The organism is Williamsia sp. R60 (genome assembly GCF_054063855.1).
This window is the reverse complement of the sequence record NZ_JBSSGR010000002.1, coordinates 217064-242016: the sequence shown is the minus strand read 5'-3', so window position 1 is coordinate 242016 and position 24953 is coordinate 217064. Positions and strand designations below refer to the sequence as shown.

The 24953-nt window shown below is 63.2% G+C and carries 28 protein-coding genes, 1 tRNA gene and 1 pseudogene; 5 read left to right on the top strand and 25 right to left on the bottom strand.

Annotated features, from left to right (window positions below; all coding sequences use genetic code 11):
* Positions 1–18: 18 nt before the first annotated feature.
* The gene (locus ACVWY6_RS08025) at positions 19–585 is read right to left on the bottom strand and encodes a TetR/AcrR family transcriptional regulator (RefSeq protein ID WP_457537258.1); all 567 of its coding nucleotides are present in this window, start codon (positions 583–585) and stop codon (positions 19–21) included.
* Positions 586–876: 291 nt separating this feature from the next.
* On the opposite strand from ACVWY6_RS08025, the gene ACVWY6_RS08020 reads away from it, so the two are divergent.
* Positions 877–1347, top strand: coding sequence for a DUF1942 domain-containing protein (locus ACVWY6_RS08020; RefSeq protein ID WP_457537256.1), 471 nt, complete (start codon positions 877–879; stop codon positions 1345–1347).
* A gap of 31 nt (positions 1348–1378) precedes the next feature.
* Here ACVWY6_RS08020 and ACVWY6_RS08015 read toward each other — a convergent pair whose 3' ends face one another.
* From ACVWY6_RS08015 to ACVWY6_RS08005, 3 genes are all read right to left on the bottom strand, one after another.
* Complete coding sequence (locus ACVWY6_RS08015; protein WP_457537254.1) at positions 1379–2155, bottom strand: PIG-L family deacetylase; 777 nt, start codon at positions 2153–2155, stop codon at positions 1379–1381.
* Positions 2156–2220: 65 nt separating this feature from the next.
* Positions 2221–2296: transfer RNA gene (locus tag ACVWY6_RS08010), tRNA-Thr, on the bottom strand.
* A 149-nt stretch (positions 2297–2445) separates the two neighbouring features.
* Complete coding sequence (locus ACVWY6_RS08005; RefSeq protein ID WP_023956389.1) at positions 2446–3702, bottom strand: DNA polymerase III subunit delta'; 1257 nt, start codon at positions 3700–3702, stop codon at positions 2446–2448.
* A 69-nt stretch (positions 3703–3771) separates the two neighbouring features.
* On the opposite strand from ACVWY6_RS08005, the gene ACVWY6_RS08000 reads away from it, so the two are divergent.
* Positions 3772–5313, top strand: coding sequence for an adenylate/guanylate cyclase domain-containing protein (locus ACVWY6_RS08000; protein WP_062795135.1), 1542 nt, complete (start codon positions 3772–3774; stop codon positions 5311–5313).
* 78 nt (positions 5314–5391) lie between these two features.
* Here ACVWY6_RS08000 and topA read toward each other — a convergent pair whose 3' ends face one another.
* From topA to ACVWY6_RS07985, 3 genes are all read right to left on the bottom strand, one after another.
* Entirely contained in the window at positions 5392–8367 is a 2976-nt protein-coding gene (gene topA / locus ACVWY6_RS07995) for a type I DNA topoisomerase (protein ID WP_457537253.1), read from the bottom strand.
* A 170-nt stretch (positions 8368–8537) separates the two neighbouring features.
* Positions 8538–9116: a hypothetical protein gene (locus ACVWY6_RS07990; RefSeq protein ID WP_030169088.1), complete on the bottom strand. Its 579-nt coding sequence runs from the start codon at positions 9114–9116 to the stop codon at positions 8538–8540.
* 148 nt (positions 9117–9264) lie between these two features.
* Complete coding sequence (locus ACVWY6_RS07985; protein WP_023956397.1) at positions 9265–9468, bottom strand: cold-shock protein; 204 nt, start codon at positions 9466–9468, stop codon at positions 9265–9267.
* 303 nt (positions 9469–9771) lie between these two features.
* On the opposite strand from ACVWY6_RS07985, the gene ACVWY6_RS07980 reads away from it, so the two are divergent.
* Positions 9772–12090 carry a DEAD/DEAH box helicase gene (locus tag ACVWY6_RS07980; RefSeq protein ID WP_457537250.1) on the top strand — a complete coding sequence of 773 codons (2319 nt, stop codon included), beginning with the start codon at positions 9772–9774 and terminating at the stop codon, positions 12088–12090.
* A gap of 188 nt (positions 12091–12278) precedes the next feature.
* Positions 12279–13076 carry a hypothetical protein gene (locus ACVWY6_RS07975; RefSeq protein WP_457537249.1) on the top strand — a complete coding sequence of 266 codons (798 nt, stop codon included), beginning with the start codon at positions 12279–12281 and terminating at the stop codon, positions 13074–13076.
* A gap of 6 nt (positions 13077–13082) precedes the next feature.
* Here the strand turns inward: ACVWY6_RS07975 and ACVWY6_RS07970 are convergent, their stop codons facing one another.
* The 17 genes and pseudogenes from ACVWY6_RS07970 to ACVWY6_RS07890 all read right to left on the bottom strand — a co-directional run bounded on the left by ACVWY6_RS07970 (position 13083) and on the right by ACVWY6_RS07890 (position 22633).
* Positions 13083–13436: an Rv3654c family TadE-like protein gene (locus ACVWY6_RS07970; protein WP_457537247.1), complete on the bottom strand. Its 354-nt coding sequence runs from the start codon at positions 13434–13436 to the stop codon at positions 13083–13085.
* Complete coding sequence (locus ACVWY6_RS07965; protein WP_081729682.1) at positions 13433–13753, bottom strand: TadE family type IV pilus minor pilin; 321 nt, start codon at positions 13751–13753, stop codon at positions 13433–13435. The genes ACVWY6_RS07970 and ACVWY6_RS07965 overlap by 4 nt, the downstream gene beginning before the upstream one ends.
* A gap of 41 nt (positions 13754–13794) precedes the next feature.
* Positions 13795–13929: pseudogene (locus ACVWY6_RS07960) on the bottom strand (DUF4244 domain-containing protein); the annotation flags it as partial.
* Between the two features lie 16 nt (positions 13930–13945).
* The gene (locus ACVWY6_RS07955; RefSeq protein WP_457537245.1) at positions 13946–14773 is read right to left on the bottom strand and encodes a restriction endonuclease; all 828 of its coding nucleotides are present in this window, start codon (positions 14771–14773) and stop codon (positions 13946–13948) included.
* An 89-nt stretch (positions 14774–14862) separates the two neighbouring features.
* A complete protein-coding gene (locus tag ACVWY6_RS07950) occupies positions 14863–15654 on the bottom strand; it encodes a hypothetical protein (RefSeq protein ID WP_457537243.1) in 792 nt (263 codons plus the stop codon).
* A 78-nt stretch (positions 15655–15732) separates the two neighbouring features.
* Positions 15733–16050 carry a YegP family protein gene (locus ACVWY6_RS07945; protein ID WP_457537242.1) on the bottom strand — a complete coding sequence of 106 codons (318 nt, stop codon included), beginning with the start codon at positions 16048–16050 and terminating at the stop codon, positions 15733–15735.
* 307 nt (positions 16051–16357) lie between these two features.
* Complete coding sequence (locus ACVWY6_RS07940) at positions 16358–16615, bottom strand: hypothetical protein (protein ID WP_457537241.1); 258 nt, start codon at positions 16613–16615, stop codon at positions 16358–16360.
* Positions 16612–16989 carry a hypothetical protein gene (locus tag ACVWY6_RS07935; RefSeq protein WP_457537239.1) on the bottom strand — a complete coding sequence of 126 codons (378 nt, stop codon included), beginning with the start codon at positions 16987–16989 and terminating at the stop codon, positions 16612–16614. The genes ACVWY6_RS07940 and ACVWY6_RS07935 overlap by 4 nt, the downstream gene beginning before the upstream one ends.
* Positions 16990–17478: 489 nt before the next feature.
* Positions 17479–18030: a hypothetical protein gene (locus tag ACVWY6_RS07930; protein WP_457537238.1), complete on the bottom strand. Its 552-nt coding sequence runs from the start codon at positions 18028–18030 to the stop codon at positions 17479–17481.
* A 104-nt stretch (positions 18031–18134) separates the two neighbouring features.
* Complete coding sequence (locus ACVWY6_RS07925; RefSeq protein WP_457537236.1) at positions 18135–18962, bottom strand: phage major capsid protein; 828 nt, start codon at positions 18960–18962, stop codon at positions 18135–18137.
* Positions 18963–19120: 158 nt separating this feature from the next.
* Positions 19121–19591, bottom strand: coding sequence for a hypothetical protein (locus ACVWY6_RS07920; RefSeq protein ID WP_457537234.1), 471 nt, complete (start codon positions 19589–19591; stop codon positions 19121–19123).
* Positions 19588–19878 (bottom strand): hypothetical protein, encoded by a 291-nt coding sequence (locus tag ACVWY6_RS07915; protein WP_457537232.1) that lies wholly within the window; start codon positions 19876–19878, stop codon positions 19588–19590. The genes ACVWY6_RS07920 and ACVWY6_RS07915 overlap by 4 nt, the downstream gene beginning before the upstream one ends.
* Positions 19878–20030, bottom strand: coding sequence for a hypothetical protein (locus tag ACVWY6_RS07910; RefSeq protein WP_457537230.1), 153 nt, complete (start codon positions 20028–20030; stop codon positions 19878–19880). Before ACVWY6_RS07910 ends, ACVWY6_RS07915 begins: the two co-directional genes overlap by 1 nt.
* 76 nt (positions 20031–20106) lie before the next feature.
* Positions 20107–20907 carry a MarR family transcriptional regulator gene (locus ACVWY6_RS07905; RefSeq protein WP_457537229.1) on the bottom strand — a complete coding sequence of 267 codons (801 nt, stop codon included), beginning with the start codon at positions 20905–20907 and terminating at the stop codon, positions 20107–20109.
* Entirely contained in the window at positions 20897–21139 is a 243-nt protein-coding gene (locus tag ACVWY6_RS07900) for a hypothetical protein (RefSeq protein WP_457537228.1), read from the bottom strand. The genes ACVWY6_RS07905 and ACVWY6_RS07900 overlap by 11 nt, the downstream gene beginning before the upstream one ends.
* Positions 21140–21236: 97 nt before the next feature.
* On the bottom strand, positions 21237–21503 hold the full coding sequence (locus ACVWY6_RS07895) for a hypothetical protein (RefSeq protein WP_457537226.1): 267 nt from the start codon (positions 21501–21503) through the stop codon (positions 21237–21239).
* Between the two features lie 854 nt (positions 21504–22357).
* A complete protein-coding gene (locus ACVWY6_RS07890; RefSeq protein ID WP_457537224.1) occupies positions 22358–22633 on the bottom strand; it encodes a hypothetical protein in 276 nt (91 codons plus the stop codon).
* A 108-nt stretch (positions 22634–22741) separates the two neighbouring features.
* On the opposite strand from ACVWY6_RS07890, the gene ACVWY6_RS07885 reads away from it, so the two are divergent.
* The gene (locus ACVWY6_RS07885; protein ID WP_457537222.1) at positions 22742–23257 is read left to right on the top strand and encodes a hypothetical protein; all 516 of its coding nucleotides are present in this window, start codon (positions 22742–22744) and stop codon (positions 23255–23257) included.
* 19 nt (positions 23258–23276) lie between these two features.
* Here the strand turns inward: ACVWY6_RS07885 and ACVWY6_RS07880 are convergent, their stop codons facing one another.
* Entirely contained in the window at positions 23277–24917 is a 1641-nt protein-coding gene (locus ACVWY6_RS07880; protein WP_457537220.1) for a recombinase family protein, read from the bottom strand.
* Positions 24918–24953: the final 36 nt, after the last annotated feature.

Below are 24953 nucleotides of genomic sequence, written 5' to 3'. Positions count from 1 at the left end.
GTCCAGCGTACGGTTTGCTCAGTGGCGGGCCACGGAATCGACGATCTGGTCGATGAAACCGGGCGTCACGTCAAGACGCTGCATCGCGGTTCGATAGATGATCGGCCCCAGGGTTCTTGCCACCACGTCCGTCTGATCGAGTTTTCGATCCAGTTCGCCACGCTCGACGGCCTGCTCGATCATCCCTTCCATCACCCGGTATGTCCGCTCGATGAGCTCGGCACCGAGGTCTGCAATCACCGTGTGATTGTCGGCCTCGGCAATCATCAAGGCGATGAATTGTCGACTGGTTGGCAGAGCCAATTCCGCAGCGGCGTGCGTGAGCTGATTACCCAGCCACTCGTCGAATGGTTCGTCACCGGGCTGCATGATCGTCTGATCGATGTCGCGCAGGGTGTCGACGAGCAGGTCCAACGTGGTCGGCCAGTGCCGGTAGACCGTCGCCCGGCCCACCCCCGCCTTGAGCGCGACACGCTGATGCGTCAGCCCCGAGGCGCCTTCCTCCTCGAAGATGCGGTGCATCGCCTCGATGACCACTTGTCGTGTGCGGGTGATCCGCGCATCGACGGCCGGTTGTTCAGTCACGTATCGAGCATATGCGAGTGGCTGTGTCCGATTGTTAGGCAAACGAATGTTCGTGATGTCGGCAACTATATTTCACTTTCTTTTATCGGCCCCATCGAGAAATGTTTGCAGACTCCCCGTACTCTCATCTGAACGCGTTCGACCGGCGACAACAAAGAACGCCCTGCCGAAAAGAAGAGAATTGTGCGAGACGATCAACACGAACGGAATGTGATTGCAACCGTTCTCACATATGCATTTGTTCTCTTGATACTGGGCGGCGGAACCGCCGTTACTCTTGCACTCATTCAAGTGACACCGGAGAACCGCTCACCCACGGTCGCCGACAGCAGGTCGGTTGCATCGCTCATCGCCGGGGCACCACAGACCCACCAACTGGGTGACGCCGTGATGGTCGACACCGGCGGCGCCGAACTTCGGATCACACTAGACAACGTGCGCGCGGGCGCCGAGGGAGCAGACTGTTCGGGCGGCTCGCTCCACGTCGTGGACGCCACGGTTCAATTGGTGCGCGGCACCGCACTTCTCGAGCCCGCAGAGCTCACTGCGCGCACGTCCGGCGGAAGCCAATTGACAACCGTCGCAACAACACTCGAGCACCCACTGGAAGCGACAACCCTCACCCAGAACGACGTGGCCACGGGATCGGTCGCGTTTGTGCTACCCCCTGGCGAGACGATCGTCGCACTGTCGTTCGCAGGCGGTTCAGACGTGGCGACCTGGGCGGTGCCCGATGACACCTCCGGTCCGCTCGAGCCCTGAGGTCAACTCGAAAACACTCTGCTCTGCCGGACTACAACGGCAGAGAGAGCTCCTTCGCCCCACCCGGTTGTGAGCCAACCCGCCGGAACCACTCGGTCCCGAACGCAGCTTTCAATTCCTCGTCCGCCATTTTCAGCACAGGGCCGAAGTCGCCGATCTGGGTCTCGTGCACCCGCATCGCCGCACGCTTGACCGCAATGGCCGCAGCCACGTCCACCCTTGTGGTGATCTCCGCTTCCGGGGTGCCGAACGATTCGAAATCGATCGGCGAGTCGTCGTTGTTCCATTCCGGATTCGACATCATCATCTCGCGCATCTGATCCCGATTGATCACGCTCTCGTACACGTTCTGCACGCCGGCGATTTCCGCGGCGCGCATTCCGACGCGGTGCACCTGAATGTGGTCGGGGTGCCCGTAACCGCCGTTGCTGTCGTACAGCGTGATGACATCCGCCTTCTCCTCGCTGAGCACAGCAGCCAGACGTTCGGCCGCCTGCTCCACGGGGACGTTGGCAAAAGCGTCCGGGCTGTTGTTCTCCGGCGTGCCGGCCATCCCGGAGTCGGCGTAGCCCAGCATGACCAGGCGGTGCGCGCCCAGGATGCGGGCAGACTTCTCGAGTTCGGTACGCCGGCGCTCGGCAAGCGATTCGCCGGGGACCAGCAGTCCGTCGGGCACCTCACCCGCAGCACCGTCGGTGGCCGTGACGAGTACCACCCGGTGGCCGGCATCGGCGGAGAGACGGATGATCCCGCCGGTCCCGAACACCTCGTCGTCGGGATGAGCGTGGAAGCAGACGAGGACACCCATGAATCAACCGCCACCTAGTGTTTGCCGAATGCACCAACCGGCACCGATCGGTGCCGGTTGGGACGTGGAGCCGCCTGCGAGAATCGAACTCGCGACCTTTTCATTACGAGTGAAGCGCTCTACCGACTGAGCTAAGGCGGCGTGCTGCCAGGGCAGCGCAGACGAGTCTATCGACCGGAGCCGACAGCGACCAAACCGGGCGAGTCCACAGCCCGACCCGATTGCCATTCCGCGCCCCTGTTCTCGGCATCGACCTGGGGATTCAATGCTGATGACCCCCAGGATCGGGATCAGTGACGCAAGGCCAAGCCGATCTTGGCGACCATCGAATCGACCGCGAACTTCGGTTTGACGTTGAAACTCAACGACTCCCGGCATTCCAGAACCGCCTCGACACAGGCCAGCAACTCCTCGCGGCGGGCGTAGCCGGCCATCGCCACGGTCTGCTCGGACATGTCGGGGTGCATCGCGGTCACCGACGACCCATACGACGCAGCCAGAGCGTCCCGAAAAAGGGCCGCGAGATCCACGAGCGCACGGTCGAGAAGGTCGCGCCCGGTGCGCGTCTCCCGGGACTTCTGCCGACGTTCGAGGTCTTTGAGGATTCCGGCCGAACCCCGCATGGCCCCGACCGCACCTTTTCCCGTGCCGCCGGCCCCGAGCGCCGTCCGCATCTCCTCTGTCTCGGCCTCGTCGAGCCTGGCGCTGATGGCCTTGGCCGCGGCGTCGGCCGACTTCACGAGAGCCTCGGCGGCCGAGTACGCGGTCGCGTCCCTGGTGGCTGCCCGTGCGACTGCCAGCGCCTGCTTGCGCTGCTCACGGGCCTCGTCGTCAGTGGCCAGCCGTCGCGCCCGGCCGACATGACCGCCACACACCGACGCAGCCCACTTCGCCATCTCCGGATCGATGCCGTCGGACTCGATGAGCACCTCGGCGATCGAGGCCACCGACGGCATGGTCAGCGCCACGTGCCGGCACCGCGACCGGAGCGTCACCGAGATGTCCTCGGGATCGATGCTGGGGGCGCACAGCAAGAACACCGTGCGAGGTGGCGGTTCCTCTACGGCTTTCAACAGCGCGTTGGCCGCTCCTTCGGTGAGCCGGTCGGCATCCTCGATCACCACAACCTGCCAACGACCCACACTGGGACGGCGCGCAGCGGTCTGAACGATGGCTCGCATGTCCTTCACCGGAATCGACAATCCCTCCGGGACGATCCTCCGAACATCCGAATGTGTGCCCGCCATCACAGTCGTGCACGCGTGACATCGCCCACATCCGGGCGAATCGGTCACCTCACATTGCAGCGAGGCTGCAAAACACTGAGCCGCCACAGACCGCCCCGAACCAGGCGGACCGGTGAACAGCCACGCGTGTGTCATCGCCGATGAGCCGGAGTCCGGGTCCCCGGCAAGCAGTGGTAACGGGTCATTTCCGTGCGCTTGAAGGTCGCGCGAAGCGGCGAGCCGAACTGCGGCAACCGCCGCCGATGTGAGTTCACCCACCACCGCGTGCTGGCCGACGAGTCGATCGAACACAGTTGTCACAGGTCAAGCCTATCGGGCGCCTCCGACTGTCGTGTTTAACTCTTGCAAGCAGCCAGCTACCGTGGTCACGTGGTGGAAAGACAGTCACGCTTACAACGGGGATGGCACCTGTTGCGCTGGCTGGTGCGCACACCGTGGCCGGTGCTGGCTCTGGACATGCTCCGGGCCAATGTCGTCGGTGCCCTGTTCACTTTCGCATTCCTCCGGTTCGGCCTCCCCCAGCAGACGTCGGTCCAGTTGTCCGAGATCAGCGGCCTGAGCCAGCTGGTGTTCGTGGTCTACCTCTTCATCGCCGGCCTGGTGAGTGCGTACGCCACCATCGCCTTGTCGCTCCCGGTTCTTGTGTGGACCCGCCGACGATCCCGACTCGACAACGAGAGCGCACGCCGACGCGCCCTGCGCCTGCCGGTGCTGCTGGTGCAGGTGCATGGCGCCCTGTGGTTGCTGGGCGGCGCGATTTTCGCCCTGCTCAGCCTGTCGCAATCGGCGAAGACGGCCATCGTCGTGGCACTCGGTTCGTTCGTCGGCGCCCTCATCACCTGCGTGCTGGGCTATATGCAGTCGGAAAAAGTCCTCCGACCCATCACCGTTGCCGCGATGGCCAACAACCCCGAGAGCGCCACGGCCCCCAGCGTCACCCAGCGCATCATCCTGTTCTGGATCATCAGCGTGGCCGCTCCCCTCTGCGTCATCATCGCGCTGGTGATCGGTCAGCAGATCGGCGTGATCGACACCGACGCCGCCGGTCTGCAACGCCCGGTCCTGTGGATGGCGATCGCCGCACTCGCCTTCGGTTCGATCGGTCTCGTGCGCGTGGTGTCCGCCATCGCCGACCCCATCAAGCAGCTCCGGTTCGCCCAGGCCGAGGTGCGTGAAGGAAACCTCGACACCTCCGTGCGCATCTACGACGGCAGCGACCTCGGTCTCCTGCAAGCGGGATTCAACGAGATGGTGGCCGACGTGCGTGAGCGCCAACAGCTCCGCAACCTGTTCGGCCGCTACGTCGGCGAAGACGTGGCGCGCCGTGCCATCGAGATCGGCACCGAACTCGGTGGCGAAGAACGCTACGTCGGGGTGCTGTTCGTCGACATCGTCGGATCGACCCGGCTGGCCGTCAACCGGCCGCCCCGCGACGTCGTCAACCTGCTCAACGAGTTCTTCCGGGTGATCGTTGACGTCGTCGGCCGCCACGGGGGATTCGTCAACAAGTTCCAGGGCGACGCCGCCCTCGCAATCTTCGGCGCACCCTTGGATCAAGAGGACTTCGCCGGTCACGCGCTGGCCGCGGCCCGGACGCTGCGTCAGGAACTGGACACCGCACTGGGCGACACCGATGTGGGCATCGGCGTATCGGCAGGTAAGGCGATCGCCGGACACATCGGTTCGCAACAACGACTCGAGTACACCGTCATCGGCGACCCGGTCAACGAGGCGGCCCGGCTGACCGACCTAGCGAAATTCGAGCCGAGCCGCGTGCTCGGTTCGGCCCGCGCCGTATACCTGGCGTCGTCAGAGGAAGCCGAGCACTGGGACATCGGCGAGGGTGTCGAACTACGTGGGCGGGGCATCGAGACGCGTTTGGCGAGGCCGAAATACGAGGTCGAGGTCTAGCTCCACCAGCATTGTCCCCGTCAGCCGGGGCCGAGGGACATACGCCCTCAGCCGTCGTCGACGGGGACCATCGTGGTGCTAGTCCGCCTTCTTCTTGGCAGCAGCCTTCTTCGCCGGAGCTTTCTTCGCAGCTGTCTTCTTGGCGGTGGTCTTCTTCGCCGTTGTCTTCTTGGCAGCGGTCTTTTTTGCCGGAGCCTTCTTGGACGCCTTCTTGGCCGACTTCTTCGCCGGGCCACGAGCACGCCTGTCCGCCAGCAACTCCGACGCACGCTCGTCGGTGATCGACGCGACGTCATCGTCTTTTCGCAGGCTCGCGTTGGTCTCGCCATCGGTGACGTACGGACCGAAACGGCCGTCCTTGATCACCATCGGCTGCTCGGAAACCGGGTCCTTGCCCAGCTCACGCAGCGGAGGAGCAGCTGCTGCCCGACCGCGGCGCTTGGGCTCGGAGTAGATCTTCAACGCCTCGTCCAAGGTGATGTCGAAGATCTGGTCCTCGGATGTCAACGAACGAGAATCGGTGCCGCGCTTCAGATATGGCCCATAGCGACCGTTCTGTGCGGTGATCTCCTGGCCTTCGGCATCCTGCCCGACAACCCGTGGCAACGACAGCAACTTCAACGCGTCGTCGAGAGTGACCGAGCCGATCTCCATCGACTTGAACAGCGATCCGGTGCGCGGTTTGGGGCCGGCCTTCTTGGCTGCCTTCTTCGCGGTCTTCTTGGCCGTCGCCTTCTTGGTGGCGGTTGCGGTGCCGCCGCCGCCCGTCGGTGCGTCGAGCGGGGTCGCGCCGGCGTCGAGCGGGGTGGGCGCAGGCGGAGGAGTCAGCGCAGGGACCGAATTCCCGTCGTCGCCTTCGTCTTCCGGATCCGGGAGGATCTCGGTCACGTACGGACCGAAACGTCCTTCCTTGGCGACGATCTCGTGACCGGTCAGAGGATCGACACCCAGGGTGCGACCTTCTTGCGGTGTGCTGAAAAGCTTTTCGGCCAATTCCAGCGTGAGCTCGTCGGGCGTGATGTCGTCGGGCAGGTTGGCGCGCTGCGACTCCGGCTCGCCACCACCTTCAGGGGTGACCGTGCGCTCGAGATACGGACCGAACCGGCCGACCCGCACGTACACCGGGCGACCCTGTTCGTCGTCGAACAACCGGATCGAGTTGACCTCGCGGGCATCGATCTCTTCGAGGTTCACACCGACGAGCTTCTTGAGCCCGGTACCGGCCTGCCCTTCTGCGCCCTCTTGCCCGTAGTAGAAACGGGTCAGCCAGGCGGTGCGATTCTCTGCGCCTTGCGCGATCTGGTCGAGATCGTCTTCGAGGGTGGCCGTGAAGTCGTAGTCGACAAGGCGTTTGAAGTACGCCTCGAGCAGTCCCACCACCGCGAACGCGATCCATGACGGCACGAGGGCCGAACCCTTCTTGTGCACGTACCCGCGGTCCTGGATGGTGCCGATGATCGATGCGTACGTCGACGGACGTCCGATCCCCAACTCCTCCAACGTCTTCACCAAAGAGGCTTCGGTGTATCGGGCGGGTGGGTTGGTGGTGTGCCCGTCGGGACGCAGCTCGGTCGCGGTCAGCGACTGGCCTTCGACGAGATTCGGCAGGCGACTCTCGGCGTCGTCCGCGGTGCCGCCGGCCTGCTCGTCCACCGTCTCCACATAGGCCGACAAGAAGCCCGGGAAGGTGATGGTGCGACCGGACGCGGCGAAGGTACAGGTCTCCCCCGTTTGAGCCTTACCGCTGATCCGCAGACTCATCGTGGTGCCGCGTGCGTCGGCCATCTGCGAAGCGACCGTGCGCTGCCAGATCAGCTCGTACAACCGGAACTCGTCGGTCTGCAGCGCCGAGGCGACCTGACCCGGCGTCCGGAAGGACTCGCCCGCCGGCCGGATGGCCTCGTGCGCCTCCTGCGCGTTCTTCACCTTGCGGGTGTACTGCCGCGGCGTCGGATGGACGAAGTTGGCCCCATAGAGATCACGGGCCTGATTACGGGCGGCCGTGATGGCCGACTCGGACAGCGTGGTCGAGTCGGTACGCATGTAGGTGATGTAGCCGTTCTCGTACAGCCGTTGTGCCACGCGCATGGTGCGGTCGGAGGTGAACCGGAGTTTGCGGCCGGCCTCCTGCTGCAGGGTCGACGTCATGAACGGTGCGTACGGGCGGCGCGTGTAGGGCTTCTCCTCCACCGACGAGACCGTCATCGCGGCGCCTTGGAGCCCTGACGCGAGCGACACGGCGCGCGACTCGTCGAGCACCGTCACCCCGTCGGCCTTCTTCAGCGCGCCGGCCGAGTCGAAGTCGCGGCCACTGGCCACGCGGTCGCCATCGACACTGACGAGCCTGGCGCCGAAGCTGCGGGGTGTCGCTTCCGCGCCGGCGTCGAGCGTGGCAGCGATGTCCCAGTACGTTGCCGACCGGAACGCCATCCGCTCGCGTTCGCGCTCGACGATGATGCGAGTGGCCACCGACTGCACACGGCCTGCCGAGAGCTTCGGCATGACCTTCTTCCACAGCACCGGCGACACCTCGTAGCCGTACAGGCGGTCGAGAATGCGTCGGGTCTCCTGGGCGTCGACCAGGTCTTCGTCGAGGTCACGGGGGTTCTCGGCGGCAGCCCTGATGGCCGATTCGGTGATCTCGTGGAAGACCATCCGCTTGACCGGGACCTTGGGCTTGAGGGTCTCCAGGAGGTGCCAGGCGATGGCCTCACCCTCCCGGTCACCGTCTGTTGCGAGATAGAGCTCGTCGACGTCCTTGAGCAGCGACTTGAGCTCGGTGACGGTGGACTTCTTGTCCGGGGAGACCACGTAGAGGGGCTCGAAGTCGTGCTCGACGTCGACGCCGAGTCGCGCCCAGGGCTGACCCTTGTACTTGGCGGGCACGTCCGCAGCGCCGCGTGGGAGGTCCCGGATGTGTCCGCGGGACGACTCCACCACGTAGTTGTTGCCGAGATAAGAGGAGATCTTGCGGGCCTTGGTCGGAGACTCGACGATCACGAGCCGGCGCACGACACCGCCAGTCCCGCGGGCTGTTGTACCTGAATCCGCCACCGTCTTTGCCTGCACCTTTCCCTGGGCCTTCTGGCCCGTTTGTACCTTATGTATAGCGCTACTGACACACCTCTACCTGATCTGCCACCCGCGAAACCGGTCGGGGCCCGGTGTTCGGACCCCCCTCGGACAGGGTGTCGTCGCAGTTCAGCGATCGATCGACGCGCTCGTCAAATGAATGGCCAGCAAGCGGCCGCCCCGGGGATGTCCGGAGCCTCACCCACTGATTCGATCAGACGCGTCAAGCGGCGTTTGCCTGCGATCCGCAGGGCGGGGGCGGCGCCCCGCGTGCCCACCAGCGTCGGCGCCACCCCTGCGCGCATCACAGCGGTGGCCAGAGCCCCATGGGACTCAGGGGTGTGCGGGTCGAGTCCCAACAGGTAGCGGTCGACGTCGCGCTGCCCGGCAGCGATCACCCACAGACGCAACGCTCGGGGGCTAGGCACCCACGTTGCAGGCATCGTCTTTATCGCGCCTTTTGTCCAGGCGCGATGGAGCGGCTCGAGAGCCCAGGTGGTGGCGGTACCCACGAGCGGCGAACCCTCTGACGACACCGAGACCTCGGGAGTCAGTCCGCACCGTTCCATCTCGTCTGCCAGCGCTTGGGCCCGCCAGTCGTCGGCCACGACCACCGAGACGCGTGCGCCGCGAGATCCAATCGTGGTCTGTCCGGCCGACGCCAACAGACCGGCGAGATCGTCCACAGACGGTTCGTCGGTCTCCGCGGAGAACATGGACAGCTGACCCACGATGAAACCGTACGGTATGCGGGCCGGAAAACGGCTCACCCCCGGACACCGGAATGCGGCGACCGGGGGTGAGATCGTCGAGCACCGAAAGAAATGCCCGAATCAAACGGAGGTTCCTCGCGTGGTGCGAAGGTCCTCGGGGAGTGACCTACAGCGCTCGAACGCCGGTTGCCTGTGGGCCCTTGGTGCCCTGACCGACCTCGAACTCGACCCGCTGATTCTCCTCGAGGGTGCGGAATCCGTTCCCCTGGATCTCCGAGTAGTGGACAAACACGTCGTCCGGTCCATCATCAGGCGCGATGAAGCCGAAGCCCTTCTCCGCGTTGAACCACTTCACAGTCCCCTGTGCCATCTTGCATTCCTTTTCTTCACCCGGGTGCGGCGGGGAGTTACCCCGCCGGGCCGGTTCCGACCGCCATACCTACTGGCGCCGCTCGCGGGACGAACCCGCGCACCAACCTTCAGTACCACGCTCGCAACACGATCCCGAGAGATCGGCCAAATGCTTGAACCGCCCCCCAGAAGCTGCGACCGAGATCAGTCAATCATGTTCCGGGCGTGCACAACAGTCGAGAGTTCATTCTGATTCCAAACGTGGCCACAACCGTGATTGTCGGCAGCAATCGGTACGATTACGCCGTGGTGAACTGGCTTTATGAGTAGTGATGATTTCGGCTCCGCGCTACTGGCGCGGACATTGGCCGGAATCTCCCCCGATGAATCGCCACTCACGCACAAGTCGGTAATTCCCAGCCGGACAGCATCTTTCGCCGAGTGGCCGAACTGGGTCGCCGGTCCGGTTAAGGATGCGCTTGTGGAGGCGGGTGTTCGCAGGCCGTGGTCGCACCAAGTCGCGGCCGCCGAACACGCCTGGGCCGGTCGACATGTGGTGCTTTCCACGGGTACCGCGTCCGGTAAATCGCTCGCCTATCAGGTACCCATCTTGAGCAGGATGCTCGCCGACCCGCGGGCCACCGCCCTCTACCTCGCGCCCACCAAAGCGCTCGGTGCAGACCAGCTCCGCTCCGTCAGCTCGCTCTTGGCCGGGCGCAAGGAGTTCCTGCACCTACAGCCCTGCGCGTACGACGGAGACACCGAACCCGCGGTCCGGCAATGGGCACGCGAACATTCGAGGTGGATCTTCACCAACCCCGACATGCTGCACATCGGGATACTCGGCTCCCACGGGCGATGGCGACATTTCCTGCGCGGTCTGCAATTCATCGTCGTCGACGAATGTCACCACTACCGCGGCGTATTCGGGTCACACACCGCACTGGTGTTGCGGCGTCTGCTGCGGCTGGCACGCGCGGTCGGTGCCGATCCGGTGGTGATCGGGGCCAGCGCCACCTCGGGAACGCCGGGCGCGGCTCTGAGCAGACTCGTCGGCGCCCACTGCGAGGAGATCACCGAAGACGGGTCGCCTCACGGTGCTCGCACCGTCGCCTTGTGGGAACCCGGTTTCGTACCCGAGATGACCGGTGAGAACGGTGCGCCGGTGCGTAAGCAGGCCGGCGCCGAAGCCGCCCGCATCCTCGCCGACCTGGTACTCGAAGGCGCCCGGACGCTCTGTTTTGTACGCAGCCGCCGAGGTGTCGAGCTGGCCGCCCTCTCGGCCAAACGCATTCTCGACGAGGTAGACCCTGAGTTGTCGTCACGGGTGGCCGCGTACCGCGCCGGTTACCTCGCCGACGACCGCAGAGTGCTCGAGCGCGACCTCGCCGACGGTCGACTGCTGGGGGTCGCGACCACCAACGCGCTGGAGCTCGGCGTCGACATCAGTGGTCTCGATGCCATTGTGGTGGCGGGCTTTCCGGGCACTGTCGCGTCATTCTGGCAGCAGGCCGGCCGCGCCGGCCGCCGCGGTGAGGGTTCCCTGGTGGTGCTCGTCGCCCGCGACGACCCCCTCGACACCTATCTGGTGAACCACCCGGAAGCGTTGCTGGACAAGCCCGTCGAGGCGACGGTCACCGACCCCACCAACCCGTATGTACTCGGTCCTCAATTGCTCTGCGCGGCAGCGGAGATGCCGTTGAAAGAGGCCGAGGTGGACGCATTCGGCGCACGGGAGCTGCTCGAGGACCTCGCCCGGCAGGGGCTCATCCGTCACCGGAAGGCCGGCTGGTACGTCGCGGCGGGCGTAGATCCTCATGGCGCCGTGGACATCCGGGGCGGCATCGGCGGACAGGTGATGATCGTCGACGAGACCAGCGCCCAACTGCTGGGCACCGTGGACACCGGCCGGGCCATGTCCACCGTCCACCCCGGAGCCGTCCACATCCATCAGGGTGAGAGCTACGTCGTCGACGAACTCGACCTCGAGGACGGGCTGGCTCTGGTCCACCCAGAAGAACCGGACTGGACCACCAGCGCCCGCGAGACGACAGTCGTGGAGATCACCGAGGTGATGCAGGAACAGCGGCACGGGCCGTTGAAGGTCTCCCTTGTCCGCGTCGACGTCACCCATCAGGTGGTCGGTTACCTCCGTAAGTTGCTCACCGGTGAGGTCCTGGACTCGGTGGAGTTGGACATGCCGCCGCAGACGCTGTCGACGCGGGCGGTGATGTACACGATCGAGCCCGAGGCACTCGAGGCGATCGGGATCGCCGAGGTGGACTTCCCCGGTGCGTTACACGCCGCCGAGCATGCAGCGATCGGCCTTCTTCCACTGGTGGCCACCTGCGATCGATGGGACATCGGCGGGCTGTCAACCAACCTGCACCCCGACACGGGGTTGCCCACCGTGTTCGTCTACGACGGGTATCCCGGCGGCGCCGGGTTCGCCGACCGCGGACATGAGGCGTTCGGGATCTGGATCAAAGCGACCCGGGATGCGGTGTCGGACTGCGGTTGCGAGGCGGGCTGCCCCTCGTGTGTCCAGTCACCCAAGTGTGGAAACGGTAATGACCCGCTCGACAAGGCGGCTGCCGTTCGTGTTCTCGACCTGATCCTGGGGGAGTTGCCGGACAGCTGAGGCCATGTTTCGGGTTTCGCGTTGTCGGTGTCGCGGAGCCGCGGCTCCCGCGCCAGATTGTGTAGACCATCTGACTGAAATAGCTTTGATTTGCGGGAATGAGACAAGGATTCGGGTTCTTTACGGCCTTGTTTGGGCTTACCGTTGGATATCCAAACTCGTTGAAGGATTCGGCAGAAGGATTGACGATGTCTCAGAGCCCCGGGCAGCCCGACCCGTACGAACAGACGCGGTTCAGTCCGACGTCCACACCACCGCCCAGTGGTCCGCCGCAGGGGTACTCGCAGCAGGGTGGTCAGCCGGGCGGCCACTCCCAGGGCCAGTACGGGCAGCAGCCGCAGTATGGACAACCGCAGGGCCAGCAGCCGCAGTACGGCCAGCAGTACGGCCAACAGCCCTCGAGTGCGCAGCAGTATGGCCAGCAGCCCTCGAATGCTCAACCCCAGAACGCTCAGCAATACGGGCAGCAACCGCAATACTCGCAGGCTGGGCAGAGCCCGTACCAAGCCGGCCAGAACCCCTATGGCGGTAGCCCTTACGGCGCGGGACCCTACGACGCGGCGACCACCGGACCGACCACACTCTCGAAAGCGGTCAAGATCATCGGCGGGGTGATCGCGGCGCTCGGCCTGCTGACCGTGATCGCGGCGTTCTTGCCCTGGGTCACCGGCATCGTGGAGGTCAATGGCCTCGGCGACTCCGACTACGGCGTCAAAGACGGCATGATCACACTGGTCCTGGGACTGGTCGCGGCCATCTTCGGCGTGGTCTCCGCGCTGATCGCCAAGCGATCACCGCTGCACCTGGTCGCAGGCATCATCGCTCTGATCGCCGGTCTACTGATCGTGCTCACCTCGGCGATCGACATCGCCGACATCAGCGACTACAGCCCCCTCCTCGAAGTCGGTTTCGGCCTGTGGCTCACCCTCATCGCGGGTATCGGTCTGGTGATCGCCGGGATCGCGGGCATCGTCAAACGCAAGTAGCCACCCCTACTCGGCCGGGCCCGCGCGGGCAACCGCGCGGGCCTGCCGCTGTCCGAAGACACCCACGTCCACCCCCACGGCCACCGTCAGCACCACATCACTGCCGTCGACCGCGCACGACACCACACCCGCCGACATCCGACGAGTGATCACCTCAGCCCGGCCACACGGCTCGGCACCACCGAGCACCAACGCCTGCGCCGCGGCGAGCGCGCCGAGATCAGCAGCCGATTGCGCCTGATGCCGGGCCGAAACAGCCGCCCCCACATACACAACCAACACCACCAATCCCGCGAGCGCCGCCACCACACACGCCCCCACCACCGTCGCCGACCCGCGCTCATCGGCAACAACCCTCACGGGGCCGCACCCTCCGGCTCCACCGCTGCGACCGCATCAGCACCCACATCGAGCATCGGGAACAGCGGCACAGACGCACTCACCCGCGCCACCACCACATCACCCTCAGTCCGAATCTGCACCTGCGCACCCCGTGGACCGACCTGCGCGGCAACCTCTTCGGCCCGACCCGAATCACCCTGCGCCGCAATCCGCGCCGCCTCACGTGCGGCATCGATACACCGCACGTGAGCCGCCACCGCAACGATCCCCACGACCCCCATCACCACCGCAGCAACAATCGAGGCGATCGCAATCGCCGCCTCCACCGTCACCATCCCCCGCTCGTCAGACACCAGACGAGCCCGGCCACGACGAATCATCCGACCGACGTCTGCAAGGCCTTGTCGATGATCCCCGTCAACGCCGACACGATGTTGTCGCCGGTGACAACGGTATACAAAATGGCCCCGAACGCCGCGGCAGCGATCGTCCCGATCGCATACTCGGTAGTATCAGATTACACCGCGCTAGCTGTCGCCGTTCCCTAGATCGTCGCCTAGGACCCAGCGGAGGGCGGACGCTTCTCCGAGTAGGTGCGCCCAGTAGAAGTCGTTGGAGACGTCGCGGTCCAGGATCTCTTTGCCCACCCGGTCCTCGACGGCTTTCAACGATCGAGCCATCAGCTCCTTGTCGACACCCTTGTCATCCCACCATGGGCTGCTTAGGGGCGGCTTCCTGCCGTACCAGAGGCGATCTGTCAGCTCGCTTTCTTTTTCGAGAATGTCGGATACGCGGCGGAGGGTCGACAGGCCCACATTGTGCTTGAAAGCAACGTCCTGATGGTTCGCAAGCAGATTCCGCAACTGGGGTAGCTCCCAGTAGCGAATGCGAAATCTGGGATTATTATTCGACTCGTAGTTCTGCAGCCAGTTCTTGGCACCGTTCGTGAGGAAGCCCGACAGGACGAACAGTACTACGTCGGGTCGTTCAGATTCCGCCCATGCCATCGTGGAGGTAAGCGCATCAGGCGGCACACCTTTCGAGGTGTAGTGCTTGCAGTCGACGAACCAGCGTTGGGTGTATCCGAAACCGTCAACATCCGCGTGTGCGTGCTCTGCCACGATGTCGCGCCCTTGGTCTGCGGGGGAACTCGGAGTCGGCGTGCCTTTGCGCCAATCTACGTTCTGAAAGCCTACGGCTGACATCAGGTCAAAACAGAAATCCTCAAAGTCTGTCGGACTCAGACCGTCAAAATCAACAGCGCCGATTAGGTCGGCAGGATCATCCTGGGAGTAGTCGATATCGAGGTCATCGACTTCATCCGAACTCGGGGAGTCTTCGTGGTCTGTGGACATCCACCCATGGTCTCACCTACGGCATGCCCGATTGCCGGATAGGGACGGAATTCCCCGCCTCGCAGTCGGCAATTGTGCCGATGCGACACTCAGGCCTCTCGCGTCGTTCGACGACGCGAACTCAAATACATCCTGATACCGCCGAACGCGGCGTAGGCGAGGAGGAGGAGAATGCCCAGGACAAGGAGGGTATTGGCCCACGCCCAAAAAGCAGCTCCCCAAGGGCTCGCTACGCGAGAGGAGCCAGCAAAATCGACCGAGACGACGTTCATTTCATCCTCGAAGTTGTTGAACAGAGACGATGAAATCTGCAGTACTACGAGAAGTGTGAATCCAAGAAAGGCTGCCGTTAGAATCCGGTTCACCTTCTGGTCTTTTATTCTTTCACCAAACTCGATCTTAGTGTCGATTAGCGGATTATCGACAATTGCAATTTTTGGATATCCGTCAACTAACAACCTCAATTGATGAACTTCGCCTACAGCGAGCTTTGAGGGACCAACAACTACTTCACCCGCCTCGACGTCCAGCCGCATTGCAGCAGGCTGCGCGTCGACAAGTTCTGACGACTGTAACGGTGCAACTACCTTCGCCCTTACCGAAATCCGCAAGGGCTTATCTGCGTCGAAATCCTTGCTAGTTATATCCTTGTGACCCGAATTTACGACGGCAACCTCTACAAAATACGGATCGCGAACTTTGGTTCCGTCGTACGCCACAGTGAGCTGACCGTGGTGGCCAACTCCCGCAACGATCATGCTTTTCAAGCTGGACTCAATCTGAAGCGACTTCAGTCGTTTGTTGTAGAAAAAGTAATATGCACTAGCGACGGCGGCAGCAATGCCTATCAACCATCCAATGCCGTACTTGAGAAATTCCATTTTCCCTCGCTGCTCGGTCCGTCATTCATCCAGCAGGAGGGCGGCACCACCGCAGCAGTACCGCCCTTGTCAGCGTGCTTAAAGCCCGGTCGCACTGCCGGCGTTGTCGCGGACGTTATTAGCTGCCCGCTCGGCGTTCGACCGGCTGGCGAAAGACTCACCTGATGATGCAACCTTGTTGCCGCCGCGAATCGCCCGCCAGCGCCAATGACCGCCAGCGTCCGCGTAGACGTCGTAGGTGGCGGTGCGTGCGCCAGCCTTGAAGGCCTTCGCCGCGCGGTCCGCGTTATACGAGGACGCAAACGTTTCACCAGCCCAGGCAACTTTTTCGTGGTTGTTCCCGTAGAGCCACCAGGACGGCTCGCCCGCCTTGGTAGTGCCAACACTGAAGTACATGAGTACCTCGCTTTCGTTACTGCCGCGCGCCGCTTCAGCGCGTGGCTCGGTAACGCAGGCAAGTGAAACTCTGGTCACAATGCGCTAGGGCATCTTTCGCCCGCGCAATGATCCCTGATAGCTTGGTTGTCTACCGCCAAGTAGAAAAGCACAAGCCTCACGGTCCGGAGCCCCCAGGGCATCGGGCCCTGGGGTTTGCTGCGTCGAGGCCATCTTACTACCCAGCACCGACACTCAGTGGTTGTGTATTACACCTTGGTAATTCCGGACGTCGCCACCGGCGAGCCAGACTCGCAGCGCCTGACTGCTACAAAGCACCGGTGAGGGCTACGCGATAGAAGTCGGCAGCGGATAAGCCCGCTGCTCTCAGTACCGGTGCAGCCAACTTCTGGCCGTACCCGGGTGCAGCGTGGTTGAGCCAGCCGACGACGTTGCCCATCAGTGCCTGGTAATCGCCGGGGGTGTCCAGACCCTCCAGGTACCGGAGTTGGTCCGGGAGGCGGGCAGCCAGAGCCTCTGGGGTGCTTGCCGTTTGTATACAACCGTGTCGAATACCCGCCCTCATCGGTTCTCCCATCGTGCATTGGCTCCCATGCGGCCAAGCTGACTGGTCGTCAGCTTGTCGTCGCCGGAGTCCACCCGAATGGACTTGAGCATCGACAACATCAGTTGCTGGTTTCGCTGGAGATCGGCCATCTCGGGCATTGACACCGGTTGACCGTTGTAGCCGGTCACGCGGGTCTCAGAACCTGCCTTTCGAACGATGTCTCTCAGACGCTTGATCTCGTCTGCTAGGTAGCAAGCCTCTTCGATGACCGATACGGTCTCGGGCGCGCCGCTGAAGTCGCCAGACGTGTGCATATCGGACCACAGGCGCTTGCCTCGGGCCTTCAGTCCTGGCGGGGGTTTTGGTATCTCGATTTCGTCGTTTTCGGGCATGTTTCACCTCGTTTCTGGCCCGAAACGGGGCCATGTGTGTGGATTCTGACCTGGGGTTATGCGCGTTTGCACTGGTCAGAGCGTTGGAAAAATCGGGGTATGCGGCGGCATCTGATGGCTCATCCGCATTACGTCCCGGTCATGTGGGTGGGGTAGGGGGGATACCCCCTGGGGTCTCTGACCTGCGGTTATTCCTCATCCGTCCATCCGATACTGCTCTGACCTGCACTGATGCACTCGAGACCCTAAGGTCTCTCTCAACCTGCACCTGCACTGCACACACCTGCACACCTGCTCTCTCCTGCACTAGTGCTCTCTCCTCTAGGGGGGTACTACCCCCCCTCTATATGCACCCCCCCTAGTACTCACTGTGTGCCCCTCTGCCTGCACACACACCCCCCTCACGCCTTACCTACCTACACACCTACGCATGCACCAGGCCTTGCACACCGGTGCGATAGTGAGCAGCTCTTGGCATTGGGGAGGCGTCTAGACGACCGGATCGATCGTGAAATACGTTCCGGGAGAAGTGTTGTTCACTCTCCGGCTGGTCGATGTGGAGTGGTTGCAGATGCCCTGCATGTAGATCACGTCACCTGGATACAGCGCCTGAACGCTCGGGTCTCCGGTTCGGACCACCGACGAGGTGGAAGCCTCCGTCTGATGGAGTAGATACACCTGACCTCCCCGTTCCAGCAAGACTCGAGCCCCTCGGTTCGCCGTACCAGATCCGCCGAAGCGGATCCCGTAGTTGAGGGTGTAGTTGCCAGCCCCAGCGATGTTGATCTTTCCGTTCGGATTCTGGACTGTGCCCTCGTAGCCTGTGCGAACCACCCAGGTGGAGATGTTCCACAAGTCCGTCCAGATGTTCACACCGAGGTTGGTCGTTGTGGTGCCGAAGGTGAGACCCGAAGGGATCAGCGTCGGAGCCGATGAGTAGACCTTGACCCATGACGAGCCGTTCCACATGTGAGCGGCACCGATCTTGGTTCCACCGATGTGGAGATCCTTCATCTTCTGAGATCCGTTATGGATGGGCATGTTTCACTCCGGGATGCAGTAGATCTGGCGGGGAGACGCCAAAGGGGCACCTGCTCGGGGTGCCCCTCTAGCGACGTATTCAGTTGTTGATCAAGCGATCTCGATCAGGCAGCATCGTGCAAGCGGACGATGCCAGCCGGGTTGGCGAAGCCGAACCCAACCCGCGAGGTGGCGCGGAGCTGCGTGGCGTCGGAGTCGAACGATGCACTGCCGTCGGCGACGATGGTCGTGCCGAGGCGGCGAACCGTACGGAGCTGGCGCTTGTCGAGGCCCCAGGCGTTGCCCGCTGCGACAGCGCGGGACACATACACCGGGACACCCGCCAAGCGGATCCCGTCGTCCACGGTCTCCAAAAGGCCCGCGTTCGAGCCGCTGGCGGTCTTGACCTTGGCCAGGGTGTTGGCGACATCGGGAGCCAGCACGAAATGAGTCAGCTCGGCGTTGTTGTTGAGCGCCTCCAGCTTCGCGTCGTGGAACGGATCCAGGTTGGTGAACGCTCCAGCGTCGACCACCTGGAAGTCAGCCGCCAGAGACAGCAGGCCGCTCGGCCCGTTGGTCACGGTGTTGCCGAAGAACGCGGCGTCGATACGCTTCGCGATACTGCGGCCAAGCCCCTTCGCGGTCTCGTCCAAGACCTCCGGGTCGGAGTCCATAACGGACTCGTTCGACAGCTCGGTGCGACCGGCGACCTTGGTGGGGGTCACGACGACCTCGTCGGTTTCCGGGTCGGTCAGCGGGATGGTGCCCTTTTCGGGAACCCAGCCGGTCGCGGCGTCGTCAACCAGGATCGGGAACCGGATCGTCTGCTTGTCAGTGTTTGTCACGGTCGCAACCAGGAAAGCGATGGACTCGGCGTCGACGACGAGATCGATTGCCTTGCCGTAGTCCTCGGGGGTCCAGGCGGCTGCGAGGGTGGAGTTAAGAACGGTCATGGGGGTTGCCCTCCTATGGACATGAGAAAGGCCCCTGGCTCGTTGCCAGAGGCCTAATTGGTGGTGTGGTGCTTATCGAGTCACAGACTCGGATCTGGTTGCCTCACAGAGGCTCTATGGTGTCCCGCTGCCGCCACAGACGGTCAGCAGAGCAGAGTTCAGTTGGCGACGTGGATGCCGAATGGCACTGCTACGGTGCCTCTGATCATCGCCGCCAGCGATGGCTCAGTTTTTGGCTTGGGAGAGCCCCCATGACCTTGCGTCGGATCGAACGCGGGCGCGGGTTTCCTGAGTCCGGGTCGTTCGGCAAGGATCTCCGCGACGTCTGCGGACACCTTCGCGGCGTCGATATCACCGGACTCGGTCAAGTAGTCGGCCAGCTCGTTGCCTGACAGCGAGAACAGATCACCGGCCATCGAAAGGTGTTCACCAGCAACTCGTTCGACCTCAGCGCGTTGCATCCGCTCGATCCGTTGGGCTAGCGCATCACGTTCCGCTCGAGCGTCGTTCCGCTCGACTCGGTACCGGGCTTCGCGATTGCCCTTCTGAGAGCTGTTTTCAGCCTCTCCGGTGTTGCCACCCTCGGGAAGTGCTTCTGTCGTCTCTGTGGACGTGGATTCCAAACTCATGCGGCTTCTACCTGCGCTTTCTCTACGGGGAAATCGGCTCGTGCATACAGATGAACCAGAGCGCCCTTGGGAGGCGCGTAAGAGCCCACGACTGGGAACCCCAAACGGTCGAACTCGGCCTGTGTGATGCCGAGGTGCTTGGCTGCCTCGGCGCGAGTCATGAACTGAGCTGTGTGCTCGTCCAGACACGTCAGGCACCGACGGATGACGGGGCGGTCCCACCGGTCGGCGGGGAACTCAGACACCGGTTGCCGGGTGCGGCAGTCTTTGCAGATCCTCTCGGCCATCAGTCCACCGTCCAGTGGGTGACGGTCATCCCGTCGAATGGGTGGCGTCCGGTTCCGTAGTCGACGGCGACGTCAGGCCCGACGAGGAACGTCCTTGGGGGTGCTCCGAACTCGGCTGCTCGCTCTATTGCGTGCGTCAGTTGGTCAATCATTTGTTCTCTCCTCTGTTTGATACGACGAGAGCCCCGGCTGTCAGGCCAGGGCTCCCGGTTGGGTCATGTGTGTGGGTTAGACGTTCATCCGTTCGCCGAACGATCGCTGTCTGCGCTTGCTCGCCCGCCTCCGGTCAGGCGGAGGCTCGTCGTCGTGGTGTAGCACCGTGATCGCAAATGGGTGGATGTCTATCGACCCCGATGCAAGTTCAGCCGATCCCCAGGGGTCGGTCTGTTCGGCTGCGGACAGTGAGGCAGCCTCACCCTGTGCGGTGCCTGCTGCACCGCCATCGGCACTTGCAGGTGCCTCTGATCCCGCATCCGGAAGAGACCGCCCGTAGGAAGCGGTCTCGCCGAAACCTCCCGGATGGTTCGGTGAACACCGAACCTCTTCCTGATCTGATGTAAAAGGATCTGATCCGGATCTGATATCCGGATCTGATGGGGACTGCTCCAGGCGAACAACCTGGTTCGCTCCAGACGAACTACTGGTTCGTTCCAGGCGAACAACCTCTGAAGGTTGGTCCACTCCAGGCGAACTACTCGCCTGTATAGGTTGTTCGCCTGGAGGCGAACTACTCGGGGGCTTGGGCGCATCGCGTACGAGTTCGAACACCGACGCGTTACCGGACACACCCGATCCTTTTCGCGTCTCGTGAATCCAACCGCGTGCCTTCAGTTGAGTCACCGCTGTCGAGACCGCTGCTTTGCCGTACCCGGTCTCGTCCATCATCCGCCTGATACCTGGGTGCGAGTTAGTGCCGTCCGCGCTGGAGTGATCGAAGATCGACATCAACACTCGGAACTCAGCTCCGGTGAACTTGTGGCCGTGAGTGCGCTTGTGCCAAGTGAGCTTGGAGAACGTGTCACTTGACATTTCGACCGGCCTCCAGCTCGTCGCGGAGAGCAGCCAGCTCGATTCGGAGCGATTCGGCCTCTTGGCGGGCTGCGTCGCGCTGCGTCATGAACCGGAGACCTCCCTTGCGGAGGTGTTCATTGGCCCTGTTTGCGGCGCGGAGGCGAAGACGGTACGTCTTGCACTCGTCTCGCATTTCCTTGACGGTGTCCTGCCAGCTCGGCGGCAGTTGGTCGAACGTGTTGACCTTCATGTGATTGTTTCCCTTCAGGGTGATGTGTGGTGTTGCTCACGACGGTTGCCGTCGGTCGCCTCCAGGGCTTTAGAGCGGGCCATCCGGGCCGCTGGTGTCACGCAGTTTGTGTGTCGAACACACCGGCTGCGTAGGCATCGGCCAGTTTTCGAGCAACCTCCGCAGGCTCGACGGGTACGCCGTCGATCTGGAACACAGCACCTGCAGACTCCAAGGCGCGAACAACCATCAGCGCGGCGCTGTTGCCTGCGCGGCGGCGTCGTTCGTCATAGGCCTTGCACTTGCGGCAATGCCCTTGTGTGTCGCGGTCAGCGCGGGTGCTGGTGTCGTGCCCACGAGGGCACCGGTCAGTAACGGTGGGCATGGTGCCCTCCCTTCGTGTGCGTGTACGGAATCGGTTAAATAAAAGGTGCAGAACGCTTTTCAGCGTTCTGGCAGAGAGGGAAACCCCGGCCTGCTGTCTGACGAGACAGGCCGGGGGATCTCCACACAGGAGGCGAGGATGACTGGCTGCAGGTGTGTCATCCCCCCAACCCGAGGCACGACACGACCATGGCTGTAGTCGCAGTGATCCTCGGGAAGTCATGCGGTCAGGCGAGAACGGGAGAGACCCGACCGATGAGGAGACCGAACGGTCTCCACTGCGGCGCTCACCCAACGGGAGCGGCACGCAAGCTACTGAGGCCTCTTGACCTCTTCTAACCCTTCAGTACTTGATAGGAACACATTATTAGGTGTGCCTAAGTGAGTGATATCACAGTCTTGATCCCGCTGGACCCCTAGGCCTTCCGGGCTGCGGCGGGTTGATGCCGAGGGCCTGACACTGCTTGAGCAGGTCAGCCTTCTGTCGTTTGCGCTTCTCGGCCATGCGTCGGGGTGCGTCGGCGTCGTGCGCCTCGTCGCGTCTGCGGCGGCACTCAGTGCAGTACCTGGGCCAGCGACCGGTATTGGTCCGCCCGTCCTTCTTATCTGCGATCTTTCGCCGGGTGTGGACCAGGCCACCACAGTCGGCGCATGGTCCGTAGTAGACACGGAAGCCCCAGAATTGGACCCATGCCCCGCCTGTCGTCTTCACCTCTTGGCGGTGCACGTGGTTCGGGTTCTCTGCCCGCCACCGATCAACTTTGCCGGGGACATTCTTCGCGGATGCGTCGCTCAACGGGCGAACGAACCGAATCCCCGATGCGGTTGTCTCGACCTCGCCGATCTCGGGGGCGCTCATGCTGCACCCGCTTCGGTGTACCCCGCGTTCCGTACAGCTGGAGGGACGTAGACCGACATCTCGGCCTCGCCGTACATGAACTCCGCACTGGGGAACGTCTCACGCGCTGCCAAGACGAGCCCGTGAGCTGCAATGTGCTGGCGCACTGGTGAATACATCCGATCTCGCTCGCTGACGAGCGGACTCCGCAGCACTTCCACACGCTCCTGGTCGCCGTTGGCGATCAGCCAGCGCGGACGGATGACTCCGAGTGAATTGATCTCGTTGGTCAATTCGGTCTCCTTCTTAGTTGAGGGTCGCCAGCTCTCGCTGACATCTCTCACGGTCTCATACGGTTCATACGGTTGTCAAACGGTACCAACACCGGTACGGTCCTGGGTATGGAGATCGAGACGCTGAACGCGCCGTATGTAATCGAGAAAGGCGAGGTAGACGGAAGAATCGTCCAGGTGACGATCCGTGCTGTTGAAGGCTCAGTGTTGGGTTACGACGAGGTTCGCGAGGCAACCAGACAAGTCCTCGACTACCTCCGTAGAGGTCAAATTCATACGGTCGAAGCGTTTCACTACGCGCATTCAGACGCAGCGGCCAGCGCGCTGGAAGCGCTCGTTACCGCCTACAACAGCGGCAAGGGTCGGATATCCGACGAGTATCTAGCGCGATTGGCAGCGGCGTATGAGGCACTCACTCCCGAGGGGCGTGGAGTCTCGACAGCACTCGCCGACGCACTCGGCAAACCGGTGCCCACGGTCAAAGGCCACATAATGCGTGCTCGTCGACAGGGTTACCTCAGTGAGGCAATCGAAGGGCGTGAGGGAGGCGAGGCCACGCGGAGCGCCCGAGAACTGTTGCAGAGGATAGATGAGGCTGCGAAGCATCGATCGATTAGTCGGTGACGCCGAGCTAGCCGACGGCTCATTCCGCCGGGATCAATTGGACGTTGCCATCCCTCACTTCGGCACCTGCGATGCCATGTTTGCTCATCGCATCAAACCTCCGCTGCCATTCGGCCACAGGGCCATTCGCGTTCATCTGCTCCGTCAGGGTGCCGAGTTCTCCGAGATTCAACCGGAGGTTGGGCGCGGGGTCAGAGTCGACGAACTCGAAATCCAGCCGGATGCCCATCGACCGCAGCCACACGTTGCGGGCCGTGACGTCCTGCCGCCCCCACCAGTCGCCGAACGTCACGCCGGTCGGCTGCCAGGTCCAGCCTGATGGCTTCACCGTCTCGTTCGACAGCTCCGACTGACGGACGGCCAGCGCTTCGATGCGCTCGTCCAGCTTTGCGCGCTGAGGCGTACCGGCGCGGTATATGCCGCTGCCGAGGAGACCCGTCAAGTCTGCGAGGGTGTCATCAATCTCGGCCAGCTCAATCGAGTGGTCTGATCCTGTGTCCCAAATTCTTTCGAGCCGCTCGGAGCTGCCGAGCATGCCAAGGAGAAGCTGCTCTACCGTCTCATCCGCCGTCTCGAGCGGGATTGACTTGTTTCCGCACGTCTCCTTGTACTGCGCCGAGGCACACCGGTACCGGGGCTTGCGGCCCGTGCCGCCTTTCTGCCGGTAAGCCGGTCGCCCACAGACCCCACAATGGATCACCTGGAGCAGCAGACCCGAGCTGCGTTTCGTCGGTTCCTTCCGGTTCTCGCGGGCGGACAGCTCGACGCCGAGCCGGTCGAAGACCTCGCGGGTCAGGATCGGCTCAGATCGGACGACAGGAGATCCGTCGTCGCCGCGAACGACGGCCTCGGGGCCGAATAGCTTCTTGCCCCTACCGTCCCGCTTGACGCCGCCCTGGGCGTCTACGAGGGTCTCGCGGGCGACTACCTGACCCAACAGCGTTGGAGAAGTCAGGGAGCGCTTCAGAGGCGATGAATGCCACTCGTAACCCTTCACCTCCCGGTCTCGCGACTGTGCAAACCGGTCTTTGGGTGTCAACACCCCGCGAGTGGTCAGGTCGTGGGCGATGGCTCTGAGCGGTTCACCTGTGAGGACACGGTCGACTACCTCTCGGATGGTGGCGACTTGCACGGGGTCTTGAACGTAGCGCCAGCCCTCCTCGGTTTGCTCGGGTAGGTAGCCCCAGGGCGGGACACCGCCCCGGTACTTGCCAGCGCGGAGGTTGTACCGGGCAGCCGAGGCGTTGCGATCGCTGATGGCTGCCAGCTCCATCTCTGCGACCTTGGCAACCAGGAGGGCCACGATGTCGCCGAACGGCATCGTGAGATCTAGGAACTTCTCTTCTGTGCTGACGACCGAGACGGAATGCTCTTGGCACCAACGGATTAAGTCCGCAAGGTCCAGCAACCTGCGGACAATTCGGTCCATACGGTAGAAGACGAGGACGTCGAACTCTCCGAGGCGATTCGTCAGCCAGTCGCCGAGCTGTGGGCGGTCAAACGGGGTAGTCAGTCCGGCTGACACGTCGAGATCCCTGGCCACTCCGACGACGTCGTAGCCACGTTGGGTGCATAGCTCGCGGCAGGCTTTTAACTGCCGCTCGGGGGAGGTTGTAGCGTCGGTGACGCGGGACAACCGGACAACGATCAGCGCTCTCACAGGGGCATCCTCTCACGGTGTAAATCGAGACTGACG